This is a genomic window from Vibrio sp. HM8-C (assembly GCF_058630515.1).
In genome coordinates, this window is sequence record NZ_JBMMKS010000003.1 from 181,327 (window position 1) to 206,865 (window position 25,539).

Annotated in this window: 27 protein-coding genes and 1 riboswitch; of the genes, 5 read left to right on the forward strand and 22 right to left on the reverse strand. The window is 44.7% G+C overall.

Translation table 11 applies throughout. The annotated features are described in order from the left end of the window. Nucleotides 1-138: 138 nt before the first annotated feature. The 22 genes from ACOSVQ_RS05640 to pduA all read right to left on the reverse strand — a co-directional run bounded on the left by ACOSVQ_RS05640 (nt 139) and on the right by pduA (nt 18,724). Nucleotides 139-1,002 (reverse strand): GHMP family kinase ATP-binding protein, encoded by an 864-nt coding sequence (locus ACOSVQ_RS05640; RefSeq protein WP_102941945.1) that lies wholly within the window; start codon nt 1,000-1,002, stop codon nt 139-141. Next, entirely contained in the window at nt 995-2,074 is a 1,080-nt protein-coding gene (gene cobD, locus ACOSVQ_RS05645) for a threonine-phosphate decarboxylase CobD (RefSeq protein ID WP_491981580.1), read from the reverse strand. Before cobD ends, ACOSVQ_RS05640 begins: the two co-directional genes overlap by 8 nt. Nucleotides 2,075-2,085: 11 nt before the next feature. Then, nucleotides 2,086-2,871: a uroporphyrinogen-III C-methyltransferase gene (cobA, locus tag ACOSVQ_RS05650; protein ID WP_102941947.1), complete on the reverse strand. Its 786-nt coding sequence runs from the start codon at nt 2,869-2,871 to the stop codon at nt 2,086-2,088. After that, the gene (locus ACOSVQ_RS05655) at nt 2,868-4,064 is read right to left on the reverse strand and encodes an acetate/propionate family kinase (RefSeq protein ID WP_491981581.1); all 1,197 of its coding nucleotides are present in this window, start codon (nt 4,062-4,064) and stop codon (nt 2,868-2,870) included. Before ACOSVQ_RS05655 ends, cobA begins: the two co-directional genes overlap by 4 nt. Before the next feature lie 5 nt (nt 4,065-4,069). Beyond that, complete coding sequence (locus ACOSVQ_RS05660; protein WP_102942056.1) at nt 4,070-4,537, reverse strand: EutP/PduV family microcompartment system protein; 468 nt, start codon at nt 4,535-4,537, stop codon at nt 4,070-4,072. Nucleotides 4,538-4,540: 3 nt separating this feature from the next. Next, nucleotides 4,541-4,894, reverse strand: coding sequence for an ethanolamine utilization microcompartment protein EutS (gene eutS / locus ACOSVQ_RS05665; protein WP_102941949.1), 354 nt, complete (start codon nt 4,892-4,894; stop codon nt 4,541-4,543). Nucleotides 4,895-4,904: 10 nt separating this feature from the next. Continuing rightward, nucleotides 4,905-5,453 (reverse strand): BMC domain-containing protein, encoded by a 549-nt coding sequence (locus ACOSVQ_RS05670; RefSeq protein WP_165311464.1) that lies wholly within the window; start codon nt 5,451-5,453, stop codon nt 4,905-4,907. Nucleotides 5,454-5,456: 3 nt separating this feature from the next. Beyond that, nucleotides 5,457-6,839, reverse strand: coding sequence for an RnfC family protein (locus ACOSVQ_RS05675; RefSeq protein WP_491981582.1), 1,383 nt, complete (start codon nt 6,837-6,839; stop codon nt 5,457-5,459). Next, on the reverse strand, nt 6,836-7,948 hold the full coding sequence (locus ACOSVQ_RS05680) for a 1-propanol dehydrogenase PduQ (RefSeq protein WP_392480613.1): 1,113 nt from the start codon (nt 7,946-7,948) through the stop codon (nt 6,836-6,838). Before ACOSVQ_RS05680 ends, ACOSVQ_RS05675 begins: the two co-directional genes overlap by 4 nt. Nucleotides 7,949-7,965: 17 nt before the next feature. Further along, nucleotides 7,966-9,372 (reverse strand): aldehyde dehydrogenase family protein, encoded by a 1,407-nt coding sequence (locus ACOSVQ_RS05685; protein ID WP_491981583.1) that lies wholly within the window; start codon nt 9,370-9,372, stop codon nt 7,966-7,968. 9 nt (nt 9,373-9,381) lie between these two features. Then, entirely contained in the window at nt 9,382-10,374 is a 993-nt protein-coding gene (locus ACOSVQ_RS05690) for a cob(I)yrinic acid a,c-diamide adenosyltransferase (protein ID WP_491981584.1), read from the reverse strand. An 11-nt stretch (nt 10,375-10,385) separates the two neighbouring features. After that, the gene (locus tag ACOSVQ_RS05695) at nt 10,386-10,670 is read right to left on the reverse strand and encodes a EutN/CcmL family microcompartment protein (protein ID WP_102941954.1); all 285 of its coding nucleotides are present in this window, start codon (nt 10,668-10,670) and stop codon (nt 10,386-10,388) included. Beyond that, nucleotides 10,661-11,176 carry a PduM family microcompartment protein gene (gene pduM, locus ACOSVQ_RS05700; protein ID WP_491981585.1) on the reverse strand — a complete coding sequence of 172 codons (516 nt, stop codon included), beginning with the start codon at nt 11,174-11,176 and terminating at the stop codon, nt 10,661-10,663. Before pduM ends, ACOSVQ_RS05695 begins: the two co-directional genes overlap by 10 nt. Continuing rightward, complete coding sequence (locus ACOSVQ_RS05705; protein WP_392480606.1) at nt 11,173-11,808, reverse strand: phosphate propanoyltransferase; 636 nt, start codon at nt 11,806-11,808, stop codon at nt 11,173-11,175. The genes pduM and ACOSVQ_RS05705 overlap by 4 nt, the downstream gene beginning before the upstream one ends. Nucleotide 11,809: 1 nt before the next feature. Then, nucleotides 11,810-12,391: a BMC domain-containing protein gene (locus ACOSVQ_RS05710; protein WP_392480604.1), complete on the reverse strand. Its 582-nt coding sequence runs from the start codon at nt 12,389-12,391 to the stop codon at nt 11,810-11,812. 113 nt (nt 12,392-12,504) lie between these two features. Then, nucleotides 12,505-12,885, reverse strand: a complete 381-nt coding sequence (locus tag ACOSVQ_RS05715) for a glycerol dehydratase reactivase beta/small subunit family protein (protein ID WP_491981586.1) — start codon at nt 12,883-12,885, stop codon at nt 12,505-12,507. Beyond that, nucleotides 12,878-14,710 (reverse strand): diol dehydratase reactivase subunit alpha, encoded by a 1,833-nt coding sequence (locus tag ACOSVQ_RS05720; protein WP_491981587.1) that lies wholly within the window; start codon nt 14,708-14,710, stop codon nt 12,878-12,880. The genes ACOSVQ_RS05715 and ACOSVQ_RS05720 overlap by 8 nt, the downstream gene beginning before the upstream one ends. 41 nt (nt 14,711-14,751) lie before the next feature. Next, nucleotides 14,752-15,267: a propanediol dehydratase small subunit PduE gene (gene pduE, locus ACOSVQ_RS05725; RefSeq protein WP_102941959.1), complete on the reverse strand. Its 516-nt coding sequence runs from the start codon at nt 15,265-15,267 to the stop codon at nt 14,752-14,754. Nucleotides 15,268-15,281: 14 nt separating this feature from the next. Beyond that, nucleotides 15,282-15,938 carry a propanediol/glycerol family dehydratase medium subunit gene (locus ACOSVQ_RS05730; RefSeq protein WP_102941960.1) on the reverse strand — a complete coding sequence of 219 codons (657 nt, stop codon included), beginning with the start codon at nt 15,936-15,938 and terminating at the stop codon, nt 15,282-15,284. 12 nt (nt 15,939-15,950) lie between these two features. After that, nucleotides 15,951-17,615: a propanediol dehydratase large subunit PduC gene (pduC, locus tag ACOSVQ_RS05735; RefSeq protein ID WP_112404360.1), complete on the reverse strand. Its 1,665-nt coding sequence runs from the start codon at nt 17,613-17,615 to the stop codon at nt 15,951-15,953. A 21-nt stretch (nt 17,616-17,636) separates the two neighbouring features. Beyond that, nucleotides 17,637-18,443, reverse strand: a complete 807-nt coding sequence (gene pduB / locus ACOSVQ_RS05740; RefSeq protein ID WP_102941962.1) for a propanediol utilization microcompartment protein PduB — start codon at nt 18,441-18,443, stop codon at nt 17,637-17,639. Further along, nucleotides 18,440-18,724: a propanediol utilization microcompartment protein PduA gene (gene pduA / locus ACOSVQ_RS05745; RefSeq protein ID WP_102941963.1), complete on the reverse strand. Its 285-nt coding sequence runs from the start codon at nt 18,722-18,724 to the stop codon at nt 18,440-18,442. Before pduA ends, pduB begins: the two co-directional genes overlap by 4 nt. A 585-nt stretch (nt 18,725-19,309) precedes the next feature. Between pduA and ACOSVQ_RS05750 the strand changes: the two genes are divergently transcribed. From ACOSVQ_RS05750 to cbiB, 5 genes are all read left to right on the forward strand, one after another. Further along, the gene (locus tag ACOSVQ_RS05750; RefSeq protein WP_102941964.1) at nt 19,310-20,128 is read left to right on the forward strand and encodes an MIP/aquaporin family protein; all 819 of its coding nucleotides are present in this window, start codon (nt 19,310-19,312) and stop codon (nt 20,126-20,128) included. 192 nt (nt 20,129-20,320) lie between these two features. Then, nucleotides 20,321-21,403 (forward strand): glycerol dehydrogenase, encoded by a 1,083-nt coding sequence (locus tag ACOSVQ_RS05755; RefSeq protein WP_491981588.1) that lies wholly within the window; start codon nt 20,321-20,323, stop codon nt 21,401-21,403. Nucleotides 21,404-21,720: 317 nt separating this feature from the next. After that, nucleotides 21,721-22,626 carry a transcriptional regulator PocR gene (gene pocR, locus ACOSVQ_RS05760; protein WP_102941966.1) on the forward strand — a complete coding sequence of 302 codons (906 nt, stop codon included), beginning with the start codon at nt 21,721-21,723 and terminating at the stop codon, nt 22,624-22,626. A gap of 286 nt (nt 22,627-22,912) precedes the next feature. Then, nucleotides 22,913-23,112, forward strand: a riboswitch (cobalamin riboswitch). Nucleotides 23,113-23,214: 102 nt separating this feature from the next. Further along, nucleotides 23,215-24,582: a cobyrinic acid a,c-diamide synthase CobB gene (locus ACOSVQ_RS05765; protein ID WP_491981589.1), complete on the forward strand. Its 1,368-nt coding sequence runs from the start codon at nt 23,215-23,217 to the stop codon at nt 24,580-24,582. Next, nucleotides 24,579-25,532, forward strand: a complete 954-nt coding sequence (cbiB, locus tag ACOSVQ_RS05770) for an adenosylcobinamide-phosphate synthase CbiB (RefSeq protein WP_207621568.1) — start codon at nt 24,579-24,581, stop codon at nt 25,530-25,532. The genes ACOSVQ_RS05765 and cbiB overlap by 4 nt, the downstream gene beginning before the upstream one ends. Nucleotides 25,533-25,539: the final 7 nt, after the last annotated feature.

The following is a 25,539-nucleotide window of genomic DNA, read 5'->3' on the forward strand; positions in this document are numbered from 1 at the left end:
TATATATTAACCATTATTTTGATATGGATAATGTTGTTCGGGTTAAATATTTTTACACCTAGAGAATATGAGTGCAAATAGAGTTTTGAATATTAATGATATTTTAAATAAAGGACAAAATTTGTGTGCTGAATATTTCTAGCGAACACCCCCGTCAACCATCTTGCATTGATGAAAATGGGGATAACAATCTCTTATTCCCAGATTTTCCATATCGAAAATAGCGTGTTCAATATCGTGTATTTTCGCGTCAAAAAGTAGCCCAACCACACTACCACTGTGAGCAACATTCAACCCGTACAGGTCGTGTTTTTCGACAATGTTGAGTAGTTGTTCAAAGCGAGGTTTAGGCAAAATGATCTGACTTTCAATAGCGCTTGCAGTTGCTGCTCTGCCAAGTTGACTCGGGTTGTGCAGTTTAATGGCATCTGCCAAAACAGTGTTCGCCGTATCTAATCTCAATGAAGAACTCATCAATGAATGGCGGTGATCGACTTTGTGGTATGCCGCCGTGTCGAGCTGTATTGGGCTTTCCAACACCAACACATCAAGATTTGTCATCGAACCGTATTGCGCTGCCACAACTCCTTGGTTGTGATCAAATAAGGTTAGGGCGTTGAACATGGTGCTGTCGGTGGGTTCGAGTTGAGCACAAAGGGAAGCAAGGTGTTCTGCTGTGTAGTCACACTGAAAGTAGCGATAGGTTGCAGCAACTGTGGCTGCGATATCGGCGGTGCTGCTTGCCATCCCTTTTGCTACGGGAATAGTAGAGTGAAAGTCGATCTTTAATTGCTGAGATTCTGCGCTTGGTATATTGAGCTGCTTTAGGGTTAATTCCAGCGCTTTGCGCATCATCGGTCTTTGATTACTTAGCGTAGCCAAACCAGAGCTGACTTCGACAGTACTGAACCAATCAATAGGGCAAGACACCAGCTTTTCACCGCCGGAAATCCACCCTTGAATTAGCTCTCCGCACGAAGCTGGGCAGCTCGCTTCAGCCATGATTAAACACCTTCTTAAGGGCTGACACTAGACGCTCATTGTCTGCTCTTGATTTGATTGCCACACGGTAAAAGCTATTATCCAGACCTATGTAGTTAGCGCAGCTACGAATCAAAATACCGTGTTTCATTAGCTGTGATTGCAGCGCTGACTGACTATCCAAGTGTTTAAAAAAAATGTAGTTCGCTGAAGGTTTATAGAGTTTGATTTTTTCAAACTGTTGCAATTCACCTAATAGATAAGTTTGCTCTTTGGCAAGCCAGTTGTAGGTTGCTTGGTGATAGGTGATAAAATCAAACAGCACTTCTCCTGCTAATGCAGCAAGGGCATTGATAGTCCAAGGTTCTCTTTGCTCGCGGATCTGTTGTAAAAGTTCTGCGTCGGAAGAGAGCATGTAGCCTAAACGTAAACCGGGCAGGGCATAAAACTTGGTCAGTGAACGCAAGATGTAAAGATTGTCGTGGCAGGGCAGATACCTGCAAAGACTCTTCGTCTCGGGCATAAAGTCGAGAAACGACTCATCAACGAACAGCTTGATGCCCATAACATCACAACGATTTAAGATTTCAGTCAACAAGTCTGGGTCGGGTTGCAGACCTGTCGGGTTATTAGGTGTACACAAGAACAAGCAATCAAGATCGGGCGAAAGAGCAGTAAGAATACGTTTGGTAACGCGAAACTCTTCCTCTTCACACAGCAAGTAGTTGGTGATTTTGCAACCAACGCGTGTAAGTGCGCGGCGATACTCGCCAAAACTTGGTTCTACCAGTAGTGCTTTCTTGGGTTTTACGTATTGCGCCCAAAGGAAGATCAGCTCAGTTGCGCCATTGCCAGCAATCACATGGCTTTGTGAACACTGATGGTGACGAGCCAACTGACGATGCAGCAGGTGGTAATCAATATCGGGATATTGTTCTAAGCGAGATAAGTTTTCTACGAGCAGATGCTTTAATCCTCCGGGCATACCCAGAGGATTGATGTTTGCACTGAAATCAATGACATCGCTGGGAGCGAGACCAAATTGATTTGCCATTTGCAGGACATTACCACCGTGTTGTCCACTTATCGCCATATTGACTGCCTTTAAGCTAAATCGAGTTGAAGTTGTGCTAACTCGCTAATTTGACGACATGTGGCTTTAAACGAAAGTGTTGCGTGTTTTTGAGCAACGCCGCCAATCACTATTAAGGCTGGCGAAGTAATGCCTTCTTCTTTCACGCGCTGTGCTATATCAGTAACGGTTCCAGTAACCACTTGTTGGTTATCACGGCTAGCATAACGAACCACCGCTGCGGGAGTATCCGTAGCTTTACCGCCGTCGACCAATTGCTGACAGATGTTTTCGATTTGACTCATACCCATCAAAATAACGAGAGTGCCATCTAGTTTAGAATACAAAGACCAATCGAGTGGATCTTTACCTTGCTTTAGATGTCCTGTTACTACGTGAAAGGAGGAGGCATGGTCTCTGTGAGTGACAGGGATACCCGCATAAGCTAAACCACCAATGGCAGAACTAATTCCCGGAACGACTTCAAATTCAATTCCGTGTTCTACCAAAGCATCGGCTTCTTCACCACCACGACCAAACACGTAGGGGTCACCACCTTTCAAACGCACGACATTGTAGCCCTGTTGGGCGAAATTCACTAAGGTTTCATTGATGTCATCTTGAGGAATTGGGTGAAAATTCGGTAACTTACCCACATTGACCATTTGGCAACTGCTTGGTGCTTGCTGCAATATCTCTTTGCTTACCAGCCTATCGTAAACAATGACGTCAGCCTCACGGATACAATACAGCGCCTTTACTGTTAATAGTGTTGGGTCGCCTGGACCTGCACCCACTAACCAAACTTTCCCTTTCATAGTGATACCCTCATGACGTCTTTAGCAATCATTAGTTCTTCATTAGTCTCAATTACCGCTAAAGAAATTGAACTCTCTTGCGTAGAAAAAATCGTTGATTTAGAGCGGTTTTTGTTCACATCGACGCATATTCCTAATGGTTCTAGCGAACAACAAACACTTTCTCGGATATCGGTAGAGTTTTCTCCGATACCTCCAGTAAATAAAATGGCGTCTACGCGACCTAGCTTAACCAGATACTGACCAACATAAGCTCGGACGCGTTCGACAAACATATCCAACGCTAACTTGGCTTGTTGATTGGTTTTTGATGCTTGCTGTATATCGCGGCAGTCGTGAGATAGTTCTGATACTCCCAGAAAACCTGAGCGGCTATTCATCATCTCGTTCAACTGAGACAAGGTTAGCGATTCTTTTTCAGCTAGGAACGGCAGAATAGAAGGATCGATGTCTCCACAACGTGTCCCCATCATTACCCCAGCAAGCGGTGTAAATCCCATCGAAGTATGAACCGATTCACCGCCTTTAATGGCACAAATACTGGAGCCGTTTCCTAAATGGCAGGTGATGAGATTCAAATCAGCAATGGGTTTGCCAATCATTTCAGCATAATGGTTCGCCACGTACTTGTGGCTAGTGCCATGAAACCCATAGCGACGAATACCGTGCTTACGGTAATACTCATACGGAATAGAGTAGATGTAATCCGGTTTTGCCATGGTCTGATGAAAAGAGGTGTCAAATACGGCGACTGCTTTTGCATCGGGTAACGCTTGTTTAAACGCGTGTATTCCGGTTAAGTTGACAGGGTTATGTAACGGTGCCAAGTCACTTAATCGAGTGATTTTCTCAATCGTGTCATCATTGATGATGGCGCTATCAGGGAAGTATTCTCCTCCGTGTGCTACTCGATGACCCACTCCTTGTATCTCTTTTAAATCAGCAACAATTCGGTACTCAATTAAACTGGTAAGCAGCATATCCACCGCTTGCTGGTGGTTGGCTATGCTGATGGTCTTACTCACTTTTTGTCCTTTGAACTTCATGGTAAAAATCGCATCGGCTAAACCAATACGTTCAACCAAACCTTGGCATAGAGAAACTTCATCAGGCATTGAAAACAACTGAAATTTAAGAGAAGAGCTGCCAGCGTTAATGGCGATAATTTTCTGAGATGTTTCGTTAAGTGACATCGTGCTTAATTCCTTTCTGTAACAAGTGCTAAAGCTTGTTGATCCTTAGCTTCACTGAGGTACTCCACCAAATCGTCAATACCATCGCCATTGAATGAGGAGGTAACAAAAATTGGGTCTGCACCTGCATTGGCTAAATGGGCGATGGCTTCTCCAATACTGGCATCAGGGGCGTCGGCTTTAGTGACAATACCGATCACAGGCTTGGTGAAAGCACTGGAAAATAAAGGGGAGAACATTTGTTGAATGGCTGTTGCGCTATGAACTAACCCTATGATGTCGGCATCGTAGGATGTGGTGATCAGAGCGCTGTTGAGACAGCGATTTTCCAAGTATTCCCCAGGGGTATCAATGGATAGATCTTCACATTCCAACGACTGAGTTTTTTGATAACGCAATGGTAAGCCGCGTAGTTTTTGCAGCAACGTGGTTTTGCCACTCAGTGTTTGACCTACCAACATCAGACGTTTCATTGCTTAGGTCCTAGTAATATCGCATGGGGTGAACTTGAGTTGATTGCTCAGCACATGAATCACTTGTTTAAGCGCATATTCCACCGCAGATACGTCACCGGTGATCACTACCGCACCGGTGAAACGGTCAATAAAGCCGATTTCGACATTGCCGGATTTGGTCGTTACATCACTGGCGATGATTGCACCTTCACTAGGCGTTATCGTCATAATACCGATAGCATTTGCGGCTTCATTCAGTCCAAGTTTCTTGTAAACCGCTTTATTCGGATTGGCGATAAGATGCGCCAGTGTCACCTGTTTACCCGGTACGTATTCCTGAATAACGCGCTCTTTTTTTTCTAAGTTATCGAACATAGCAACCTCGTTACATTAACTGACGCCATAACTCAGGGTGTGGTTTTGCAATCACAGAGCCGTGAACCAGTAAGCCTTTGTCGCTTGCTCGGTTACTGCCGACAGTGACGGCGGTTTGCACATCAGAAACATCACCATTTACGACGAAATAGCATTTACCACCTATACCAAACGCCATATGAATTCTGAGCAATTCGATGTTGGAGGCTTTAATAGCAGCGTCTGCGGCTTCAATACAAGTTGCTACGCTGTAGGTTTCCACTACGCCAATAGACTGCTTATGGTCGGTGACTGTGACACCGCTTAAAGCGGGCAGAATAGAGGCGTGAACGTTGGGCAACACAAAGCTATCAATTGCCATGTGTTCACCTTGTCGTTCTCCATTTTCTACCGACTGTTTTACAGCTGCGATTTCTCCGCCAACCATAATGATGTATTTACCCGGACAGATGGTTTTCGCTGTCAATAGTTCTACATTGGCGCTTTTTAGCATCGTATCGGTAACTTCGATTCCTTTGGCGATACTGTTGAGTTCAACTAATCCAATTGCATGATGCATACATTACCCCCGACGCATTGTGATAACTTTGGTGCCAACTTCTGTAATGGTGCCTGTGATACTTGCATGCTGAGCAACGCTGAGCGCATCAGGTGCTGCTTTTGCAATACAATCTCCGGCTTCAACATGATCACCAACACTGACAACAGGAACAGAAGGAGCACCGATATGCTGTTGCAGTGGGATGGAAACAAACTCTGGTTGCCATAAAGGTTCAACCATTGGTGCTTCATGGTAGTAAGGCAGTAAATTGAGACGTTTAACCAGACGTCCGATAGGGACTAAACGATGTTCAGCCATCGGATCTTGTGGCTCTATTTCACCTTCGTATTTTGCTTTTTGAGCGCGTAGTTCACCTTTTAAGATCTGGTTAATACGCATAGGCGAAATCTCAACAGGGCATGCGTAGCTTTCACAAACACTGCATTCCGAGCAGGTTAGCGCCGATAGCAAGGTTGAAGGTTTAGCAAACTGTTTGTAACTCATCGACTTAACCAGTTCATGCGGTGATAGTTCATGACCGATGATGTGTCTTGGGCATAAGTCGGTACAAAGGCGGCATTGCTCGCACACGGTTTTCGCCATCGCGATGATTTGTTGATCTGTTTTAAGACGACGCTGAATAAGCAGATGTTCTCTAGGAAATACCAAAATTCCCCCTGTGGTTTTCGTAACAGGAGCATCGATATCAGAGATGTATTTGCCCATCATTGGACCACCATTAATGAACTCTGGATGGTCTACAGTGCAACCTCCAGCTAGCTCAATCAACTCACTCATTTTTGTACCGATAGGTACAGTAAGTGTCATTGGTTTGTTTACTGCACCGTTGATGGTAAGCGTTCTGTGGGTGACAGGCTTCTCTTCATCAATCGCTTTGGCTAGGTTAATTAGGGTTTGAACATTGTTTACTACTACGCCAATGCTGATCGGAATTTGTGCCGGTGGCACGCGTCGACCTGTAGCAAGCCAAATAGTGATGACTTCGTCTCCCGCAGGGTACACATCTGGCAGAATGTGGATTCGGATGTTGGCGGTAAGCAGAGGGGTAAGTGTGGAAATTGCTTTTTTGTATTTAGCTTTGAGAGCAATGATGCCTTCTTTCGCTCCAGTTGCTTTCATTCCATAACGAATGCCTTGAATCAGCTCACGGGCGTGGCTCACCATCAGCTGTTGGTCGACTTTCAGCATCGGTTCACATTCAGCGGCATTGACCAGAAATATTTCAGCTTTCGATTGCAGCTTCACATAGGTCGGAAAACCCGCGCCTCCCGCTCCGACGATGCCAGATTCACGCGCAATATCCGCGATTTTTTCAGCGGATAGTGATTTCATTTCACGTAACGGTGCTTCCTTCGTTTCCGTCATACTATTAGTTAGGGTCATAGGATTGCCTCTATGATTTGTTTCACCTGCAGCGGGTTCGCTTTATACGGAGTCGTTGTCATGGTGGAATCTTGTAATGTGGATTCCACTAACGCATCCATTTGGGCGAGAACGTCTCTGCGGGTAATTTTTAATACGTGTAATGAAGTGGCTATCTTCACTTCTTTTTGTAATCTGACGATGTTGTGGATCAGTTGATTCACAGCGGCTTCAGCGGACGCATCTGGATGACAGAAGCGGCACGCTTTCGCGATGCGTGCGTAACGTTTGCGAGCGCGAATATCGTTTTTGGCGTTGAAACGAATCACGTGGGGCAACAAAATTGCGTTCGCCAACCCATGAGCAACGTGGAACTTACCACCTAACTGATGCGCGATAGCGTGGTTTATTCCTAAGCCTGACTGGCTAAATGCCATGCCTGCCATGCACGATGCGTTGTGCATTTTTTCCCGTGTTTTCTCACAACTGCCTTTGACACAAGCGGTAGGTAGATACTCAAACACTAAAGATATGGTCTTCTCTGCTAAAGCATCGCTAAAGTCATTAGCTGTGGTCGATACATAAGCTTCGATGGCGTGTGTTAGTACATCCATCCCCGTATTGGCAGTGATATGGGGAGGCACAGTAACGACAAACGAAGGATCCAATATCGCTTCATCAGGGTAGATAGTGGCATCAAATATTGGGTATTTAATGCCTTTGTTTTCATCGGTGATCACGGTTGCATTAGTGACTTCCGAGCCTGTACCGCTGGTGGTTGGTATGGCGATGCAACGTTCAAGCTTAATATCGAATTTGGTGGCAAAGAAGACCATCGCTTTAGCCGCATCAATGGCAGATCCTCCGCCAAAACCGATGACTACATCAGGTTTAAATGCGATGAGGTCTTTCATGCCTGAAACAACCGTTAACACATTCGGGTCAGGCTGAATATCGGTATAGACTCTGATTTCGTTGCCTTTGAGTTCCCCTTTGACACGCTCAATAGGCGTGCCTTTAGCGAGAAACTCATCGCAGACAATCCAAACGCGCTTGTTTTGATATTTGTTCAAGCGCTTCAGGCTGTTTTCACCACTAAATATGGCGGTTGATATAGAAAAACGTTTCATGGTATTCGCCACCAAAATCAACGGATTGAAAAGCCGTTAGTTAACGTGCAACGTCTTAGTCGGCAGAAGGTTCTGGCAGACGTTGTTCCTTCACCCGTTGGCGTTGCAATCGTAAAGGTGTTAAACCCTTCAGCTCCGAAACCGATACCTGCGTAAGAAGGTCCGTTTTTAACAAATATCGATGTTTGCATCAGCTGTGCGACTTTGTTTAAGCGCGACACGTTCTGTGAATGCATGACCGCAGTGTGGTGCAGTCCGTTTTCGACTCTGAGCGATATTGCTAAGGCTTCTTCAAAATCTTTTGCTCGAACTATTGGCAACACCGGCATGAGCTGCTCATGAACCACAAGTGGATCATCTTTTGCGGTTTCGACAATGATCAGTTTTGGCTCTTTTAATGGAACTGGCAGACCTGCTGCTTCAAGAATGGTTGTGGTGCTTTTACCAATCAGTTTTTTATTGATTCCACCGTCAATAATGCAGGCTGCTTTAAGCGCTTTGACATCTTCTGCACTGCGAATCAAAAGGGCTCCGTAATCCACCATTTGCGTGATGAGTTCGTCAGCGACTTGATTGACCACCACAACTGCTTTTTCTGCAATACATGGGATGTTGTTATCAAGGGAAGCGCCAGAAACGATGTCCTGCGCGGCTTTAGTAATCTCGGCAGTTTCGTCAACTAAGCACGGCGGGTTACCCGCTCCGGCGCCAATAGTTTTCTTACCGCTTTTTAGACCCATGGTTACAATTGCAGGTCCACCGGTAATGGCTAATACAGCAATATCGGGGTGCTGCATCATTAACTGGGTGTTCTCAAAACTTGGCGTAGAAACCGTTACGACTAAGTTATGAACACCGCAGGTTTTATAGATTAGGTTCTCAATACGTTTGATTAACCAGATTGAAAGATTTTTCGCACCCGGATGAGGGCTGAAGTAAATCGCATTACCCGCTGCAAGCATACTGATACTGTTGTTGATGATCGTTTCCGTTGGGTTGGTACTTGGTGTGATTGAACCAATCACGCCAAAGGGCGAATATTCAAACAACACCATACCGTCATCGCCAGTCAACGCTGTGGTTTTGAGATCTTCAATGCCCGGTGTTTTTTCCAGAGCCAGTTTGTTTTTTAAGATCTTATGACCAACATTACCCATACCAGTCTCTTTGACTGCTTCTTCTGCAAGATAAGGAATATCAGCTTCTAACTCTGCGCGTAGCGTTGCGATGATTGCGCTACGGCATTTCAATGGCAGTTCATGGTAACGACGATAGGCATCGTTAGCCGCTTTGATTGCGCTGTCGACATCGTCAAAGATAGCGATGCTTTTAGGCGCTTCACTGTTTGATACTTTCCCTGTTTCACTGGCAAGCTTTTCAGTCAGGATGGTACGAATGATTCCTTCGAGTTCTGTGCTATTCATAATGATTCCTTAGAGTCCTTTTAATGCGGCTTGCGCTATTTGCATATCTTCTTCAACTGAGCCGCCACTAATACCAATCCCGCCTATGATTTTTCCATCAGCGAAAATAGGGTAGCCGCCACCGAAAGAGACCAGTTGATCACTGCAACTGGCTTCGATTTGGAACAGAGGTTGACCCGGTTGAACAAGGTTATGTAATTCGTGAGTTGCCATTTTTAGAGCCACGGCGGTATAGGCTTTTTTGTGCGCCAATTCGCTGCTGACTAACAGAGCGTGTGGCATGCGATAACTTAAAATGGTGTTGCCATGGGCATCGACCAGCGCAAAAACAATAGGAATGCCGATCTGTTTGGCTTCTGCTATTGCGAGCTGTAACAGTTTCAACGCAGTCTGTGTTGCCTTGTCCTGAGCCGAAGAGTGGTGTACGCCGTTTGCTGTGAGCGTTTGGTAACGCTGAGCAACTTTGCTAATCACGCATTTAATTTGATTCTCGTGGTCTTCAAGTCGCGCTAAGGCATAGAGTGCATCAGAGAGTCGATTGAGATATTTCATTAGCTCTGGGCGAACCGGTTTGATTTCGTTCACTGCCAGTACTCTTCTTTCTGCACGGCGTGATACTGCGCGAGCAAGATGCATTTGGCTCCCTGGAACCGAACTTCCCGGTAACACAAAGCTGTGCAGTGCTGGCACTTGAGCCATAGCAGCATCAATTGCGTCTTCTAACGCTTTGATCTCTTGTTCACCCACTTGCTGCTGATTGTCTGATTTAACGTTGAGATCTGGGGATGCTAGCTCAGCGCCGATATAGAACAGTTGATATTGAATGCTATCAAGCAGCTGTTTTGTGCTTTCAACGGTCGCCAATTTCTGAGCAACACTGATGTTGGCATTGAGTTCATCGACGGTTCCGTAAGCTTCAACTTGTATGTCGGTTTTTGCTATGCGAACGCCACTTACAAGAGAAGTAGTGCCTTTGTCTCCGGTTTTGGTGTAAATGCCCACGAGACTTCTCCTTACTTATCCGACACAGACAAAGAGTCTAAGATAGCAACCACACATAAATCGGCTGCGGAGCGATCGTTATTCAGGCAAGCTCTGGCTGATGATCCTCTGGTGAGCAGCACAAATTCACCGTCACCTGCGCCCACACAATCAACGGCTACTTCAGGTGGAAAACCGGGCATTTTAGGGCTCTGACCGTCTGTTCCAACTGGCTGAACAAGCAGCAATTTGCGTCCAACTAAGCTTTCTGATTTTTGAGTCGAAACCACTGAGCCCACTACTTTTGCTAAATCCATAATGTGTCCTCCGAGCAGGACCAAATGATGTGATTTTTGGTCATTACGTCTTTTGCCATTGCTGTAACTATGGTGTTTGGTCTGGTTACCACGACGGAATGGGTAAGTTGGCAGACATCGCCGTAAGCCAGAACAGAACGTCCCCATAAAACAACGGGCTGACCATCTTTGGTTTGCCAAATAAATGGCAAGTTAGTCAAAGCCTTAACAGGCAGCATTGAACAAAGAGAAGGGTGGATGACTAAAGTAACCTCAACACCAAAACTGACGACTTTCAGTAAGTGTTTCACTTCTGGTGACTCTGTTTGGCAACGAGCCAGTGCCACAATGCTATTGGCATCAACAGACTCGACCATCATCTTACCATGACGAGCGAGAACACCGAGTTCAACAGGAGAAGCCAGCGCTGGAAGTGTAGTGGTGTAGACAGCATGCTCACGCTCGCTTAGTAGGATTGCGATACGTTCAACAATGGCTGCAATAACTTTGTCATCCAGTTTCATCATGATGACACCTTCAATATTTTGGCGAACGCTTTCGGATTGTCTGCGTCCGCAGCGTTGGCTTCATCAGTATCGAGGTGCATCTCTAACACCATATCTGGAGACACGCGAATCGATACTTCTTCAAACACCGTTCCTCTTGGTGTGCCTTCAATAGCAACCGATACAGAATCACCGTGTTTTACCCCAAATAACAAAGCATCAAGAGGCGACATGTGAATATGTCTTAGCGCGACAATGACGCCTTTAGTCAGGTTTACTTCACCCATTTCGCTGACCAGCTTGATTCCAGGAGTATCGTTAAGGTCACCAGACAAACGGATCGGAGCAGGAATACCTAAGGTTCGAGCATCGGTTTTGGATATTTCTACCTGAGTAGAGCTACGCACAGGGCCAAGAATACGAACCTTTTCCAATTTTCCCTTTGGACCAACGAGCGTTACGGTTTGATCCGCAGCGTATTGCCCAGGTTGCTTTAACTCATTGCGAACCGACATCGCTTGATTTGGAAACAAGCAGTCGTAATCGCGTTGAGACAGATGCAAATGGCGATTAGAAATACCCACGGGGATCGGTCTTTCTCGCATCTGGGTCAACACGTTGCAAACTGCTTGTTTAACTTCAACAATATTCACGTTATTTCACCTTGGTATTGTGGATGCACTTGGTGTGAGGTTCGCCTTTCACGCGTTCACAAAGCGGGTCTCCACATAAATTACAAGTCGCTTCTACACTTGCTGGTGGTTGATTTTCAGCAATAACTTCTTCGACAACGATGTCATATTCCGAAACGGGTTCGTTTTCAGAAACTGGTTCGTTTTTGGAAACAGGTTCTTTTTCAAAAGCAGGTTCGATGCTTTCAGTCTTTTGCGCATTCGTAGGTTCTGCGGCTTGCTCAACTTTAGGAGGCGTAGTTTTTGGCTTTTTCAACTCAGCTTTTTTTACTGGCGTGCCCCACGTATCCATAATGGTTTGATCAGGTCTGGAGAGCGTTTTCATTGCTACGAATGCGTTGTGACGTTTTGCCAGTTCACAACCAGAAGAGAGTGATGCTTGAACCGCTGCCACATCACCCACCACCTTGATGGTTTGCCAACCGCCACCTTTACAGGTTTCGATCCCCACAATTGTGACAGATGCGGTTTTAGCCATTGCATCTGCTACTAAAATAGCGCTAGCTAACCCTCTGATTTCTAATAGTCCTAATGACTTTCTCACACGTGCCTCCTTGGTTTGAATGTCACGTTATTGGTTGCTAGGGAAGAGGGTTTCAAAATGCTTAAATATGTTGTTCATCTCGTTCTCCTAGAGCGCTCTTAACTTAAATAGCTTCACTGGTTTGCATCGTTCACAGGTTTAAAAGGCAGACCTTTCACTAAGCGGGCAGCATTACAGCCTAGATTGCGTAACTGGTTGTAAAGCTCGCCTTGCGCGCCGAGTGTGTGCAGTGAAACTTGAAATAGCGGGTTTTCAGGAGCGAGGTTGCGCGAGTGCACCACGATCTCCTGATGCGTACATGCAATCCCAACCGCTAGTGGTGAGAGTGATGCCGCGTTATGTGCTTCTTTTCTTATGTCGGTTATCTGTTTTTCAGTTGTCTTGAAGGGAATGCCTTCTTCTTCTATTCCCCAAAGCATCTGATGAAGTTGTTTGTTGTCTACTTGTTCCAGATAAACCCAAATGGCAGGAACTTCTTGTAATTGGCTATGCATGGGCTCCTCCTTTGCTAGTGTGATAGGAAAGGATCAACCCAGTCGCTACAGCGTTACGTGGACCTTCAGTTCCACGAACGTTGCCTCGACCAGCAACAAGGTTGTAGTGCGATAATGCATCTGTGACTAATTGTGGAACTTCAAAGTCGAGTGAAGAACCACCGACAAGGACAACAAAAGGTATATCTCGAATATTTCCTGTTGGACTGACTGCGCGAAGCGCGCGTATAGCGTTAGTAACGAAGACTCGTTGTTTCGCCGTGCGTCTAATCATGCGCACTTTTTCAATCGATTCTTCGCCTGCTAATGGAATAAATCCGGTTTCTTTTACGACAACAACGCGTGCGAAAATTTCGCTTGGTAAAGGTTTATCAAAGAATTGCACCGTGCCGTCTTCATGGCGTAAATGGAACAAGCTTTCTACTTTAGCCAGTGGGTATTTTTTTATGTCTTCAGCTAAGTAGGTATCATCTAATCCCAGCTCGGAAGCTATGATCATCGTCACCATGTCACCTGCACCTGCTAGGTGTATTGCTGTCATTCTGCCTTGTCCGTCAATGATGGAAGCGTCTGTCGAACCTGCGCCTAAATCGAGAATCGCTAACGGCGTTTGTGTACCGGGAGTGGTGAGTGCACCGAGGATAGCCGCTTCTGCTTCAGCACCGCCTATTTGAACTTTGACGTTTAGAGTGCCGTGTATTTCTTCAGCGATACGTGCCATTTGCAAGTGATCCGATTTCACCATTGAGGCGATACCGACCGCGTGCTCAAGAGAAAACTCGCCGGCTAAACCACCAGTGACATTAATAGGCACTAAAGTATCTACAGCTAACAAGTCTTGGATGTAGATTTCATTACTTGGCTTGTTGGTCAGTTCGGCCATGGTTTGGCGAACGTTTTCCAGCATACCGCCAATGTTACTGCCAGCTTCACCAGTCACGTTGTCCAATGTTTTGCAGGCAGAAACTCCTTGCATGATTTTTTCGCTGCCTTGAGCAACGTCGATGGTTGTTGTTCTACCTTCTGAATAAAGAGTGATGTGGCCCGCGGGAATCGTGCGGGCTTTCACATCACCTTCAGGCGTTTTGACAACAACGGCTGAACGAGTACCGATAAGTGCTCTTGCCACTGGCACTACGTTTTTGGTTTCGTCTGCGTCGAGTTCGAACACAGTTGCAATGCCGTAGGGGTTGGATAGGGTAGAGATCACTTGTCCAGGCATGGCGACTTCAACAGCAGCGGGCATGCCCATCGGAATTCTGTCGATGTATTTCACTTCATCGACAATAGGAATAATTTTATTGAGGCGGTTACTGACCAGTACGCCGTCGTCTTTTTGCAAAATTGCAGCTTCGATTTTGTAGCCTGCTTGTGTTGCGGCATTGATCATGGCAGCAATGTCTGCGAAATCTAGCTCGCCGGGTGCGACGAGTATGTAAGCCTTACTTTTGTCGCAATGCAGTAATTCGTTAAAGGTGATGGTGATGCCAACCCCAAGTCCTAAACCACCGGGTGTTTTGGGGTTGTGTCCGATCATTGTTGATTCAGTAATGATGGTTTCCGTAATGGTTTCCATCGCTACATCACCAATTACGGGCGTGGCTTCATTGATGCGGATTATGTCAATGTCTTCACGTGTTAAATTGGCTTTTTTAACCACGAGATCCAGCGCAGTATAGATACCAAACAAATTACGCTTGGTGCCTTTGATACCAGTTGTTTCTGTAATTGCACTTGCCACAAAGCGAGTTTCCCCGGCTTGCTGAACTGCTAATGCAACTTCGGTCGTAGAGTTACCGATATCAATGCCCACTATATACGCCATCACCATACTCCTTTAACGTCAACTTCTTATGCGCTTTCAGATTAATCATCGCCTTTGAGTTTTTTACGCTCGACGTACAAATCAGCCGCTTCACGAACGTACTGCGAACAGATCGTCGCGTGGTATTTGGATTTGAGTTCGTCAGAGATTGCAATCAGCTCTTCTTTGGTGGAGCGATAAGGGCGGAGTGCGTTGTAAATCTCAAGAACACGATCATCAGGTACAGCAGTCAGTTCTGCCGCGCGTTCAAAGTTAATCGCCAAGCGTTCACGTCCAGCACTGCGTGCGATGTCTGCCTGAATTCTCAGAATTTCAGGAGTGATACGCATGTCTGCTGATTTCACGCTGCCGTTTAACACGTTCGCGAGAGTGATATCGTCTAGTGTTTTACCTGTGCTGGTTTTGACCCAGTCAGGGTGTTTGTTCGCTAGAGGATAATCTTTAACAGTCACTGAACTGTTAGATTGAGCTGTGCTTGACGAAACCGGCGCATCGCTTGTGTTGCTCATCTTGTACAACACGTCGCGAACTAAGGATTCGATAGATTCAGAATTCATAGCATTTCCTTTCGTTAATCTAAGACCTCAAGTTCCACAGCACCTTTGCCTTGCACAACGTGTTTGGTTTCTTTGATGTGCAATACCGCAGATTTTGCTTGGTACTTAGGACGAGCCATTTGGTCGTTCAGTGTTGGAACAGGTTGTGGCGATTCACCTTTTGCATACTTAGCGGCGTTTTTCCCGATTTGACGGTAAGTTTCTAGCGTCAATAGTGGTGCTTGTGGGAAAAGCTCTAAGTTAGAAAGCGGTGGAAGACCGTTTTGGTGAATTACCGTAGTACCTTTTGACTGGATACCGATACAAATACCGGAACCACTCAAACGGTCACCTTCAACGGCAATAAACGCAACGTCTGAAGATTTGAAGCAGCGAATAACACGTGCTTTTAAACCTTCTTCTTCGATGCCTGCTTTGAGCTCACGAATGATTGCTTTATGCGGTGTGCCAACCATGTTGGTTGTTTGGCTTAAACCAAATGCTGGGCCAACTGCGATAATCACTTCATCCTTGCTGCTACCGTTTTTGGCTGGTGCTAACTCACGTAGGAATGAGTCTTCATTGCCAGCTGGAGCTGATTTAGCAAAAGAAACTGGCTTATCAGCGCCTGCCATTTCTCTTAGTACGTCTTCAACAATCTGACGCAACAGTGTTTCATTGATATCAACCATCTTTCGCCTTCCTTATCCAAGATCTTGAGGATCAAGGGCATTTGGAATGTTCTTAATTTCTTCCCAACGTTCACCCTGTAAACGATATCCCGTAGCGGGACCTGCGTAGTCGTTGACATCGTTAATGGCGGATAGCACTTGACCGTCACCTACGATGATGGCTGAGGTGTGCAAGTAGTCGCCTGAGATCTTCGCTTTCTGAATGTTTAGCATGTCAGTTGCCACATCTTCGAAACCGCCTTTCGCTAACGCTTTCACTACGTCTAGACCACTCAAGCTCTTCTCAATCACTTCTTGAGCTGCTTTTAAGTCTTCAACGATGTTTCGTTCTGGCATGTCTTTCGAACCGTGAGCGTAAGTCGCTGCTGTGACTTCTTCATCGGTGATCACTGGGAAACCAAGACCGGCGAATACAGCTTGCATTGCACGTGCTGCTTTATTACGAACCGCAACGACTTCCTCTTCGCGAACTGGGCGTAAGCCACCATCGACTTTAAGGTCACGTTGGATAACGTTGTAATCGTCAAAGTCTTCAGCGTCTTCGTTCGAACCTGCGAACATGTTGTCGTAGTTAGGAACAGCAGAGTAACCAGAAGAAATGAAGTCAGTACCTGGCAAGAACTGCATCAACAAACGTGCGGTACGACGCATGTCCGAGTGCGTAAATGTTTGGTCGTTACTGGATGCACATTCAAGATCGAGAGCTGCACAGATAAGGTTCTCTGCAAGTACTGCACGAATACCTGATGGCACCGCTGATGGTACACCGATACAGCTTACTGAGCCGTTTTGCAGACCTTGTACGCCAGCACCTTTAGTGATGTAGATACAGCGAGCTTCTAGGTAGAGCATGGATTTGCCTTCCGCATAACCCATTTGTACTTCTGAACCTGAGCCCGAAGTGAAGCGCATTTTCAAGCCGCGTGATGCGTAAGATGATGCCAAGAAACCTTTAGACCAAGGCGTGTCATCACCGTCGGTAAATACAGGTTCAGTACCGTAAACAGAGATAGTTTCTGCATAACAGGTATGACCCAACATACCCAGTTTTAGCTCAGTTGCTTCTTCCAATGAACACTGAGTTAGTACTCCTGGGCGACCGACTTGAGAGCCGATAAGTAGCGCAATAGCGTTAAATGGTGCATAACGCGCAACGGCTACTGTGGTCTCTTGTTCATCAAAACCACGCAACGCACCTTCTGCAGCATCGGCAGCGATCTGCACAGGGTTGTCGCGCACGTTGGTAACGTGAGCTTGTTGAGACGGAGTACGGCGAGCACGCATTTTTTGCATGGCCATCATCATCTCTACCACGTTCATGTGCGACATGACTTCAACAATTTTTGCTGGTGTCATTGCGGTAGTGAGCGGAATGATGTCTGCGCGCTTAACGTTAGGATCGCAAAGCATGTTCGCGACTTTAACGGAGTCCATCGCCATTGCTTTTTCTGCATTGGCAAGGTTAATACCGTAACGTGCAATATAGTGATCGATTAAATCGAATTTAGATTCGGGTTTACCATCCAGTTCAACAACCTTTCCGTTGACTATTTTTATGGACGGCGTTGGATCATTCGGGCTTTCCATTGCAATAAAGCCTTCTTCGACCCAATCTTTTACAAATCCATCTTGGTTAACTGGGCGTTTTGCCAGTGCTTCAAATCTTTTTGAACGCATGAACCAACCTCGTTAATTTGATTAGATGTAAGAAGGACGATCGTTAGTTGGCTCGTCACCCAACGCACCTAGTAGTGTTTTACCGATTTCACGAGCAGAGATAACTGCTTGGCGAACTGCGCCTGAATCACCGGAAACTACTAAGATGGCTTCGTTACTGAAACTTGTGCCGTTTGCTGGAGTGCTGTACGCGATTACGTCAACATTTGCAGATTTCACTGCAGTATCTGCCATCAAAACACCTACAGAAGCAGGAGCACCCACGATGACACCACAAGATTTACCTAGCGGTGCGCCGAATGCTTTTTCTAGTGCGTAGCTTGCGCGAGCGGTGTATTGAAGTTCGATGTGACCAGCAGCGTTTGCATATACGTCACCGAATGTGCGATCCAATTCTTTAAGTGCAACTTCAACAGCGCGACGAACGTCAGAAACATCATCACCACCAAACACAATTAAAGAACCATGACCTGCGCCGCCTTTGGTGTCGCGAGGAAGTTCAATACAAACCACTTCAGTGTTTGTACCTTTAACTGCTTCGTCTGCTGCCATGATGTGGGGACCAGCACCAGTACGAGCACCCATGATGCCGATAGAGCGGTAGCGTTTTTCCAGTTTCATAGCATCCAAAAGAGCCGTGTCGACGTTTGCTATGACTAACCCGATGGTATCGCCAATAGCAGTACCGACAAACTCAGTAAGACTGCATGTTTTTTTATCCATTGTTTCACCTCGATTTTTTTTCGCTGAGGAGACATCAGGTGAACCATTCTGAACCCGAGCGATCACCTGATTCATGATTTGTTCAACTAATGGGTTGTCACTCATTCGTTAAGTCCTTTTGGAAGAATTTTTTCAACGTCCGTATGAGGGCGAGGAATAACGTGTGTTGCGACAACTTCACCAACATTGGCAGCAGAAGATGCGCCTGCGTCAGTTGCAGCTTTAACCGCACCCACATCGCCACGAACAACCACTGTTACCAAGCCAGAGCCGATTTTTTCGTATCCGACAAGGACTACGTTTGCCGATTTGACCATTGTGTCTGCAGCTTCAATTGCAGCGGTTAGACCACGGGTCTCGACCATTCCTAGTGCTTCTTGTTGCATATTTATACCTCGTAGTATTTTCATAATGTTGCGCAGAGATATTAGAAAAGTCGGACGAAAAATAATGGTTTAGTTTGTGGGATTTAATTGCGACTAATTAGTGCTATATGTGAAAAAATTGCACTTTAAAAATGGAGGTATAAGTAATTTCAGGGTTCATGAGGAATAGGCTATTGGTAAAAAATTGCTATTTAGCTATTTTTTTATTGTTTATTTTTGTGACATTTAGCAAAGTTACAAATAATTTGAAGTTAGTCATAAATAACGGATTTATGGGACTTCCGTATCAATAATTGAAATTTAATCTAAGCAATATTTTACCTTTCGTGATGTTGTATAAGTTGTTGTAAATAAACATCATTTAATCTAATTTTGTGCATTTTTATTAATGGGTATTTAAAAAATACCTATAAAGTGTGAATTGATGGCAAAAAAGTAACAAATTAAAAAAATATACTTTATGTCGAAGTTTTTCATTTCATGAACCGTAAGTTGGCTTCGTGGAATAGGGGTTATATTTATATTTAATTAAATAAACACCTTATATAAGGCAGCGTTTATTTCTATAAAAAGGAACATAATGTCATGAGTAACCTACGAAACGAATGTATATCTGAGTTCTTCGGAACAGGGCTATTTTTATTTTTTGGTGCAAGTTGTTTGTCTGCTATCAAAGTCGCTGGAGCGTCTTATGGTTTGTGGGAAATTTGTATTGTGTGGGGCTTGGGGATCTCTCTAGCCGTTTATCTAACTGCAGGCGTCTCTGGTGCACACTTGAATCCAGCGGTAACCATTGGCCTTTGGCTGTTTGCGAACTTTGACAAACGTAAAGTGATTCCTTACAGCTTGTCTCAAACTGCGGGCGCTTTCTTTGGTGTTGCAATGTGTTACCTAATTTACAAAGACCTTTTCACCGCATATGAAACGGCCAACAATATGGTGCGTGGTTCTGAAGAGAGTCTCTACTTGGCCGGTATTTTTAGTACCTATCCTCATCCTGCCATTTCCGTTTTCCAAGCAGCCTTTGTAGAAATCATTATTACCGCAACACTTATGTCATTGATCCTTGCTTTGACCGACGATGGTAACGGTGTTCCTAGAGGTGCTTTGGCTCCGCTATTAATCGGTATTCTTGTTGCAGTTATCGGTGCATCAACAGCCCCATTAACAGGATTTGCAATGAACCCTGCACGTGATTTCGGACCAAAACTATTCGCTTATTTAGCAGGATGGGGAAATGTTGCCATGACTGGCGCACGCGATATTCCTTATTTCTTGGTGCCAATCATTGCTCCGATCATCGGCGCATGCGTAGGTGGTGCAGGCTACAAATTCTTTATTGGTAAAGGTTTAGAAGCGGAGAAACCTTCAGCAAAGGAGGTTGAGGGCCAGACACAACTTTAACGTGTACAGAAGTCGTTCTGGATTCACCGTTTTGCTAATGAGTAGAACCAACAAAATATAATCCTATGCACAGGTATTTAAAGCTGCGAGTTGTAAAAGGTGAGGCATCATTTTTTACAACAGCAGCTTTAAGTATGACGTTGAGATTACGTTTAACGTGAAACTAGGGTCTTAAAGCCCCAAGGAGCAACAATGGATAACATTATTATTTGCCCAAGTAAGTACGTACAAGGACCAAACGTGATGGATAACTTAGGGGCGTACGTTAAGCCGCTAGGGAGTTCTGTTATTGTGCTTGCCGATAACTTCGTTACTCAGTTAGTAGAAAAAAGAGTGAGCGTAAGTTTCAGTGAGCAAAATATTGAAGGGTACTTTGCACTTTTTGGTGGTGAATGTTCACAGCCAGAAATTGAACGTTTAACTGCCGTTGCAAAAGATCAGCGAGTTGAAGCTGTGGTGGGTATTGGTGGCGGCAAAACACTGGATACTGCGAAAGCCGTTGGTGCGGAGCTTAGTATTCCTGTGGTAATTGTGCCGACGATAGCGTCAACTGATGCACCCACCAGCGCATTGTCAGTAATTTATACGCCAGAAGGCGAGTTCAGCGAATATCGCTTCTACACCAAAAACCCTGACGTTGTGATTATGGATACTCAGATCGTAGCGCAAGCGCCGACACGTCTACTTGTTTCTGGTATGGGGGATGCACTCTCTACCTATTTTGAAGCAAGGGCAAACGAGCGTTCCGGTAAAGGAACTATGGCTGGCGGCGCACCAACAAAAGCGGCGCAAGCGTTAGCAAAACTCTGCTTCCAAATTCTGATGAGCGATGGGTTGAAAGCTAAAGTGGCGTGTGACAACAACCTTTCAAGCCGTGCTCTGGAAAATGTTGTTGAAGCCAATACCTATCTTTCCGGAATCGGATTTGAAAGCTCTGGCTTGGCTGCTGCACATGCGATTCATAATGGTTTGACACTTCTAGAAGAGTGCCATCATTTGTACCATGGTGAAAAAGTGGCGTTTGGTACCATTACTCAGTTGGTTTTAGAAAATGCACCAATGGAAGAAATCAATGAAGTGATCGAATTCTGCTGCAATGTTGGGCTACCAACCAATCTAACCGATATGGGTGTTCTGCACATAGACAAAGATAAGCTACTCAACGTGGCGAAAGCAGCATGTGCAGAAGGGGAAACTATCCACAACATGCCATTTAAAGTGACCCCAGAATTAGTCCTTTCTGCGATTCTCACTGCTCATGAATTAGGTAGTTAAAATATTGGAATAAACGTCTATTTTATTTCTTGTCTGAGTGATATGAATAAATTTTTTCACATTTATGTCACTTAGACAGGTTTTTTAATTTCGTTATATGAATAAATTAAAGTGTTTCCTTTCTCTAAGTAAATTAGTTGTATGTAACAATTAATTATCAAAATATTAACCATCAAAGTTTCTTTACATAAATCTGACGAAATAAATTGGTTAATTTAGTTACTGATCACTTATTTGTTTCCATCTTGGTGCTACATATAAACTCGAATTTCGGGACGAAGTATTTTGTATCGTATCAATGGACTAAGAAGGTGGTTATGTCTTCTGTTACCTCATTAGACTCAGCATTAATAAGAAAGATCGCTTCAGATTTTGCACAAGCGACAGAATTAGCCGTGGTCGTCGTAAATATACATGGAGAGGAAATATCAGAACGATTTAACTTTTCAGATTTCTGTCAGAAGATCAGACAGAACCCCGAACTCTACAATCAATGCATGCTCAGTGATAAAAGAGGTGGTCTCAAAGCCTCTGTTGATAACAAACCATGTGTGTACCAATGCCATGCTGGGCTTACGGATTTCTCAATTCCTTTGATCGTTGAAGGACACTTGGTTGGCTTTGTGTTGTGCGGGCAGGTAAGACTTATCGGCCATGAAGATGAGTCCATTGAAGGGATGGCACACACCCAAAATATGTGGGAAAAAGACGAGGAGCTTCGTCATTGTTTTGAAGATATTCCAGTTGTTGATTACCAAAAAGTCCTGGCTTCTGCCGAGTTGCTGCAACTAATTGTTGAGAACTGTATTCGTAAGCACATTAACCTTGTAGTGATTGACGATACTGGCATTAACGACCAACAAAAGCTCTCTATCAATAACAATGATCATAAGATCAAAAAGGCGTTGCGCTTTATTGAGCACCATTTTAGTGACGACATTAAATTGGAAGATGTCGCTGCCCATATCTATCTGAGCCCTTACTACTTTTCGAAGTTATTCAAGAAACATCTTGGCATTGGTTTCAATGCGTACTTGAATAATTGCCGTATTATGCACGCCAAGAAAATGTTAAAAAGCAGTGGTATCCCTGTGGCGACAATTGCGAAAAATTTGGGATTTTCTCAGACTAGTTATTTCTGCAAGGTATTTAGAAAAAATTGCAGTATGAGTCCACAAGAATATAGAGATAAACATTATCAAGATGCGGTAATTCACGATTAGTTGATCTAGAAAATAAGTGATTTAATTTTTAAGTGGCACTTGAGTTTAATAACCGGTGCCACTTAACATATTTGAATATTGCACAATGACAATAAATTACCATTTGTATGTTTTAATTAACTCTGTAAGATACTGTTTTAAATGGTTGTTTAGGTTAGCATGACAATTTATTACCATTGAAGGTGATAATTTGGCAGAAATTCATCATCATGGTAGCCAGAATTTATTAACTAGAAGCCTATAGTGAGATTTAGGAACAAGATATGTAGTTAGTTTTAGTTGTCGAAACACGATATTTCAATTTGGTTATGCCCCAGACTGGGCATATATCCCGCAAGGGATTACGGAAGTGAGGTGAGAATCCTCCGCAGCCCCCGCTGCTGTAATGCTGACGACTTGGTTATACCACTGTTTCATAGGTGAAACGGGAAGGAATCAAGAAGGATGAAGCTAAGCCAGAAGACGAATCAAGTTGAACTCAATAACTCCTTCGGTGGGAAGAGAGTGAGAGAAGTAGGTTCCTCTCTTAAGACCCTACGACTTTTCACCTGCCCACCGTCCGTTCAGAAACGTAACTGAAAGTGGACTATGAAAGCATTACTTATAGCGGGCACAAACAGCGGAAGCGGCAAAACAACATTCACATTAGGTTTACTAAGAACCTTGTGTCGCCGTGAGCTAAAAGTTCAGCCATTTAAGGTTGGCCCGGACTACATTGATACCGCTTGGCACAGCAAAGTTGCCAACGTTCCATCCCATAATTTAGATTCCTTTATGCTCGATGAGCAGACTGTTAACGCCTTATTCCATCAACAAACACAAAATGCCGACATCGCAGTGATAGAAGGTGTTATGGGGTTATTCGATGGCTATGGCACCGATCCATACTATTGCAGCAGCGCAGGTACAGCCAAAGCACTCAAATGCCCAGTGATTTTAGTTGTAGACGGTAAAGCTATGTCGACATCAGCTGCCGCGATTGTTATGGGCTTTCAGCAGTTCGGCAAAGAGATAAACATTGCAGGTGTTGTATTTAATAACGTCAATTCAGATAAGCACTACCAGCTTCTTAAACAGGCTGTAGAAACCTATTGCCACATTCCAGCTTTTGGTCGATTACCTAAGTTACCCAATATTGAACTTCCTTCTCGTCACTTAGGTTTGATGACTGCTCAAGAATCACAAGATATGGATTCTCAATGGGATGAACTGGCTGACGCTATTGAACAGTATGTTGATGTTGATCGCTTGCTTAGTGTTGCTTGCTCTCAACTTTACCAAGGTACAACGCAGACGATTTATCAAGCGATGGAAGGTAAGGGTAAAGGCTTAGTTGTGGCAGTCGCAATGGATAAGGCATTTAATTTCTATTACCAAGCGAATCTTGATCTCCTAACCAGCTGCGGTGTTGAAATTCGATATTTTAGCCCTCTAACGGACTCACAATTACCTGAATGCGATTTGCTGTATATCGGTGGCGGATACCCTGAGCTATATGCTGAGAAGCTGTCGAAAAACCGTTCGATGTTGCAATCAATCCTTGCGGCTCATCAAGCCAATTTGCCCATTTATGCAGAGTGTGGCGGATTGATGTATTTAGGGAGTTCACTTTCTGACAGTGAAGAAAACATCTATCCCATGGTCGGTATCTTGTCAGGTCAAAGCGTTATGTCTAACAAGCTGAATCGCTTTGGTTACTGCAATGCAAAAGCAAACGTAGACACTTTGTTGTGCCTGTCTGGAAATGAGTTACGTGGTCACGAATTTCATTATTCCGATTTTGTTACGGATATGGAGCCGGCATTCACACTGAGTAAAGTCCATGAAGGCGAAGTGCTTGCAACCTGGCGAGGTGGTTATCAAGTAGGTAATACGTTAGCGATGTATCTCCATGTGCATTTTGCGCAGTCTCCGGAGATGTTGCTTGAGTGGTTTAAGAGGGCGCGAAGCCTATGATGACCTTAACTCTATATTTCACCGCGTTCTTTATGGATCTGTTGATTGGTGATCCTCACAGTTGGCCCCATCCTGTACGTTTGATCGGGATTTCAATTTCCAATATGGAGAAACGAATCCGACAAATCTTTAGCAGCAAAGTATGGCTCTATATCGCTGGCGGCATTTTGTGGCTCTGGATTGTTGGCACTGCAGGTTTAATTACTTGGGCAGTGATTCATTTGAGTTATGACATCCACTGGCTACTTGGGACAGTTGTCGAGCTTTGGCTTGCATTCACTGTGCTTGCGACAGGCTGCTTAAAAGATGCGGCTTATGAAGTGCTAATCCCGCTGCGTTCTCATAACCTTGAAGAAGCACGCCTCAAAGTCTCTTACATCGTTGGACGTGATACCAGCCAACTGGATGAAAAACAGATCACCAGAGCGACAGTCGAAACTGTGGCTGAAAACACGGTAGATGGTGTGATTGCACCGATGCTCTATCTGTTTATAGGCGGTGTACCACTTGCGATGGCATACAAAGCGATCAATACCCTTGATTCTATGGTTGGTTACAAAAACGATCGCTATAGAGAGTTGGGTTTTGTCTCTGCGCGTTTGGATGACGTGGCGAATTTTATTCCTGCTCGTATTTCTTGGCTGCTGTTTTCATTGTCTGCCTTCCTAATGGGGTGCAATGGTAAATCTGCATTTACCGTTGGTTGGCGAGACCGATATCAACATAAAAGCCCTAACAGCGCTTGGTCTGAAGCGACGGTCGCGGGAGCGCTTGGTGTGCAACTTGGTGGTCCAAGTAACTACTTTGGTCAATTGGTAGAAAAGCCTTGGATTGGAGATTTCCTTAGAGAAATCGAGCCAGAGGACATAGGTCAATCAACGCGCTTAATGTACTTAACGTCAACCTTAGCTCTACTTCTATTTTCACTCGCTTACATCATTGTTATTTAGGGATAGC

Excerpts from the sequence above, each read along its gene's own strand:
- ACOSVQ_RS05675 (WP_491981582.1), bottom strand. The coding sequence starts at position 6,839 with ATGACCCTAACTAATAGTATGACGGAAACGAAGGAAGCACCGTTACGT.
- ACOSVQ_RS05660 (WP_102942056.1), bottom strand. The coding sequence starts at position 4,537 with ATGAAACGTCTGATGTTGGTAGGTCAAACACTGAGTGGCAAAACCACG.
- pduM (WP_491981585.1), bottom strand. The coding sequence starts at position 11,176 with ATGATGAAACTGGATGACAAAGTTATTGCAGCCATTGTTGAACGTATC.
- cobD (WP_491981580.1), bottom strand. The coding sequence starts at position 2,074 with ATGGCGATAAGTGGACAACACGGTGGTAATGTCCTGCAAATGGCAAAT.
- pocR (WP_102941966.1), top strand. The coding sequence starts at position 21,721 with ATGTCTTCTGTTACCTCATTAGACTCAGCATTAATAAGAAAGATCGCT.
- cobA (WP_102941947.1), bottom strand. The coding sequence starts at position 2,871 with ATGAAAGGGAAAGTTTGGTTAGTGGGTGCAGGTCCAGGCGACCCAACA.
- ACOSVQ_RS05695 (WP_102941954.1), bottom strand. The coding sequence starts at position 10,670 with ATGGATTTAGCAAAAGTAGTGGGCTCAGTGGTTTCGACTCAAAAATCA.
- ACOSVQ_RS05720 (WP_491981587.1), bottom strand. The coding sequence starts at position 14,710 with ATGGCGTATATAGTGGGCATTGATATCGGTAACTCTACGACCGAAGTT.
- ACOSVQ_RS05715 (WP_491981586.1), bottom strand. The coding sequence starts at position 12,885 with ATGCATAGCCAATTACAAGAAGTTCCTGCCATTTGGGTTTATCTGGAA.
- ACOSVQ_RS05655 (WP_491981581.1), bottom strand. The coding sequence starts at position 4,064 with ATGTCACTTAACGAAACATCTCAGAAAATTATCGCCATTAACGCTGGC.
- ACOSVQ_RS05765 (WP_491981589.1), top strand. The coding sequence starts at position 23,215 with ATGAAAGCATTACTTATAGCGGGCACAAACAGCGGAAGCGGCAAAACA.
- eutS (WP_102941949.1), bottom strand. The coding sequence starts at position 4,894 with ATGTTCGATAACTTAGAAAAAAAAGAGCGCGTTATTCAGGAATACGTA.
- ACOSVQ_RS05680 (WP_392480613.1), bottom strand. The coding sequence starts at position 7,948 with ATGAAACGTTTTTCTATATCAACCGCCATATTTAGTGGTGAAAACAGC.
- ACOSVQ_RS05750 (WP_102941964.1), top strand. The coding sequence starts at position 19,310 with ATGAGTAACCTACGAAACGAATGTATATCTGAGTTCTTCGGAACAGGG.
- ACOSVQ_RS05685 (WP_491981583.1), bottom strand. The coding sequence starts at position 9,372 with ATGAATAGCACAGAACTCGAAGGAATCATTCGTACCATCCTGACTGAA.
- pduE (WP_102941959.1), bottom strand. The coding sequence starts at position 15,267 with ATGAATTCTGAATCTATCGAATCCTTAGTTCGCGACGTGTTGTACAAG.
- ACOSVQ_RS05670 (WP_165311464.1), bottom strand. The coding sequence starts at position 5,453 with ATGCATCATGCAATTGGATTAGTTGAACTCAACAGTATCGCCAAAGGA.
- pduC (WP_112404360.1), bottom strand. The coding sequence starts at position 17,615 with ATGCGTTCAAAAAGATTTGAAGCACTGGCAAAACGCCCAGTTAACCAA.
- ACOSVQ_RS05730 (WP_102941960.1), bottom strand. The coding sequence starts at position 15,938 with ATGGTTGATATCAATGAAACACTGTTGCGTCAGATTGTTGAAGACGTA.
- cbiB (WP_207621568.1), top strand. The coding sequence starts at position 24,579 with ATGATGACCTTAACTCTATATTTCACCGCGTTCTTTATGGATCTGTTG.
- ACOSVQ_RS05640 (WP_102941945.1), bottom strand. The coding sequence starts at position 1,002 with ATGGCTGAAGCGAGCTGCCCAGCTTCGTGCGGAGAGCTAATTCAAGGG.
- pduB (WP_102941962.1), bottom strand. The coding sequence starts at position 18,443 with ATGAGTGACAACCCATTAGTTGAACAAATCATGAATCAGGTGATCGCT.
- pduA (WP_102941963.1), bottom strand. The coding sequence starts at position 18,724 with ATGCAACAAGAAGCACTAGGAATGGTCGAGACCCGTGGTCTAACCGCT.
- ACOSVQ_RS05755 (WP_491981588.1), top strand. The coding sequence starts at position 20,321 with ATGGATAACATTATTATTTGCCCAAGTAAGTACGTACAAGGACCAAAC.